The sequence below is a fragment of the Bradyrhizobium sp. P5_C11_2 genome (genome assembly GCF_054049755.1).
In genome coordinates, this window is record NZ_JBFULT010000839.1 from 1 (window position 1) to 2,256 (window position 2,256).

Below are 2,256 nucleotides of genomic sequence, written 5' to 3' on the forward strand. Positions count from 1 at the left end.
GCATTTCGAATCCGACACGGAACTTCATCGAAATGCCCTTTCGGCTGGATGTCAGCCCGAAATGGCTACGAAACCATGGATTACAAGGCGCGCGGCCCGACTTACGCGTGCGCGGCGCCGTTTGCGCATTGTAAATCGTGGGCATGAGGCGATCGTTTTCGCTGCTTCACCGCCGCCGTCTCCGCGACTAGACTGGCTTTTCGTGAAAGAACGGACCTGCGGGGAGAGCATGCTGACCGGAAGTTGCCTGTGCGGCGCTGTTGCGTATGAAGCGGACGCGGAGCCCGCGCCCTTCGTGCATTGTCATTGCCAGACCTGCCGCAAGACGCACGGCTCGGCGTTTTCCAGCGTGATGCCGGTGCCGCGCGCGGCGTTCCGGTGGGTGCGCGGCGAAGAGCTGCTCGCCGCGTTCGAATCGTCGCCCGGAAAATTGCGCCGCTTCTGCACCCGTTGCGGCTCGCACATCATGGCGGAACGGGTCGCGCAGCCGAACGTGCTGTTGCGCATGGGATGCCTGGATACGCCGGTCGCGGGCCCCGCCCGCGCTCACATCTGGCGCTCGGACGCGGCAAGCTGGTACGACCCCAAGGACGCGACGCCGGAACTGCCGGAAGCGGCCGGCCCTCCCCCGGCACGATAGCGTTCCTCACGCGGCGCACCGCCTGTGAGACGAGCCGGGCGTCGCCTGCAACAGCGATACCCGGCCCAGGCTATCGATTCATCACGGCATCGCCAGATGCCAGGCGCCGTTCAGAAAGCCGTCGCCGGTGATGTCGCCGGGCTTCTGGTCCTTGGCGAAGGTGTAGAGCGGCTTGCCCTTGTAGGCCCACTGCCTGGAGCCGTCGTCGCGGGTGATGACGGTGTAGCCGTCGCTGGCTGCATCACTGGCCTCGGCCTTCAGCACCGGCCAGTTTGTCGCACACGGACCGTTGCAGGCGGACTTGCCTTCGCTGTCCTTGTCGAACGTGTAGAGCGTCATGCCCTTGGCATCGGTGAGCACGGCACCCTTGTCGGTCTTGCCGGTCTTGGTCGGCGGCGCAGCAATTGCCGCGGATACCATCGCGAGCGATGCTGCAAGGGTGAGCGCAAGGCGGATCGGGGATGTGGTCATGGTGTCTCCTGTCATGCAATTGGCTTGCATGGGGTAGGACGCCGCCCGACGCGCCGTATTCCTCTGATCGCGGCAAAGAAATTTTTCGCTGCATGAGTCCTTGCAACGGAATAAATTGGATTGATTGACAGGGAACGACGGATGGAGATGAGCAAGCCGCATTGGCGCCCCGCGCGCGCATCCGACCTGCCGGCGATCAGCGCGATCGCGGCGCGGATCCATCCCGATCTTCCCGAACGGGCCGACGTGCTCGCGGAGAAGATGCGGCTCTATCCGGATGGCTGCCTCGTGCTCGCCGCAGGCAATGAGATCGCCGGCTACGGCCTCTCGCATCCCTGGAATCAGCATCGGATCCCGCCACTCGACGGCTTCCTCGAAAGATTGCCGGATGATGCGGATTGCCTCTACGTGCACGACGTTGTCGTGCTGCCCGACTCTCGCGGCGGCGTGGCGCGCGCTTATGTCACGGCGATCGAGCAACTCGCGCGCTCGCGGGGCATCGCGACCCTCGCCCTGGTCTCGGTCTACGCTACGCGGCCGCTGTGGGAACGTTTCGGCTTTCGGCCCGTCACGGCCGATGCGGGGCTGCGCGCAAAGCTCGAATCCTACGGCGCCAGCGCGACCTATATGCTCCGCGATCTCACGGAGCCGCCGAGCGCCGGCACATGAGTTCGCCGCCCGATTCCCTCACGCGGGCGTGAAGCAACCCGCTCGAACCGGTTTCGATCAGCCTCCGTCGAACGACTGTGCGAGCCGTTCCGGTCTCGCCGACCCGAGGCTGGAGATTTTTCATGAGACTCACATTGTCGAAAGTTGCTTTCATTGCATGCGCTGCGGCGACCGCGTTCACCGCGACCAGCGCCAACGCAGTTCAGTTGCGGACCTATGGCTGCGACACGGCCTTCTTCGAGGGCTGCGCCGGCTTTGTCGACGTGCCGCAGCAGCAGGCTGGACGGCGCGTCGTTCGCCTCACCCACGATATCTCGCCGATCTACATGAAGCAGACCGACCCTCGCTACAATTCGGCCCTGCGTGATGCCGGCGGTGGTGGTGGCGGAGGAGGCGGTGGCGGCGGTGGTGGCGGCGGCCGCTAAGCCCAGCTGATCTTGCAGAAACGCCGCTGGTTCGTGCCAGCGGCGTTCATT

Annotated in this window: 4 protein-coding genes; 3 read left to right on the forward strand and 1 reads right to left on the reverse strand. The window is 64.9% G+C overall.

Features of this window, described 5'->3' with window-relative positions; genetic code table 11:
- Nucleotides 1-229 precede the first annotated feature (229 nt).
- Nucleotides 230-640: a GFA family protein gene (locus tag ACXJL8_RS39235; RefSeq protein WP_456618218.1), complete on the forward strand. Its 411-nt coding sequence runs from the start codon at nucleotides 230-232 to the stop codon at nucleotides 638-640.
- Between the two features lie 81 nt (nucleotides 641-721).
- On the opposite strand, the gene ACXJL8_RS39240 is transcribed toward ACXJL8_RS39235, so the two are convergent.
- On the reverse strand, nucleotides 722-1,111 hold the full coding sequence (locus tag ACXJL8_RS39240; protein WP_456618219.1) for a COG4315 family predicted lipoprotein: 390 nt from the start codon (nucleotides 1,109-1,111) through the stop codon (nucleotides 722-724).
- A 147-nt stretch (nucleotides 1,112-1,258) separates the two neighbouring features.
- Here ACXJL8_RS39240 and ACXJL8_RS39245 point away from each other — a divergent pair, with 147 nt between their 5' ends.
- Together ACXJL8_RS39245 and ACXJL8_RS39250 are read left to right on the forward strand one after the other, a co-directional pair.
- Nucleotides 1,259-1,780: a GNAT family N-acetyltransferase gene (locus ACXJL8_RS39245; protein ID WP_456618220.1), complete on the forward strand. Its 522-nt coding sequence runs from the start codon at nucleotides 1,259-1,261 to the stop codon at nucleotides 1,778-1,780.
- A 122-nt stretch (nucleotides 1,781-1,902) separates the two neighbouring features.
- Nucleotides 1,903-2,205, forward strand: a complete 303-nt coding sequence (locus tag ACXJL8_RS39250; RefSeq protein WP_456618221.1) for a hypothetical protein — start codon at nucleotides 1,903-1,905, stop codon at nucleotides 2,203-2,205.
- Nucleotides 2,206-2,256 lie beyond the last annotated feature (51 nt).

Bases quoted from the DNA above. Each gene is read 5' to 3' on its own strand.
- ACXJL8_RS39235 (WP_456618218.1), top strand. From the start codon at position 230: ATGCTGACCGGAAGTTGCCTGTGCGGCGCTGTTGCGTATGAAGCGGAC.
- ACXJL8_RS39240 (WP_456618219.1), bottom strand. From the start codon at position 1,111: ATGACCACATCCCCGATCCGCCTTGCGCTCACCCTTGCAGCATCGCTC.
- ACXJL8_RS39245 (WP_456618220.1), top strand. From the start codon at position 1,259: ATGAGCAAGCCGCATTGGCGCCCCGCGCGCGCATCCGACCTGCCGGCG.
- ACXJL8_RS39250 (WP_456618221.1), top strand. From the start codon at position 1,903: ATGAGACTCACATTGTCGAAAGTTGCTTTCATTGCATGCGCTGCGGCG.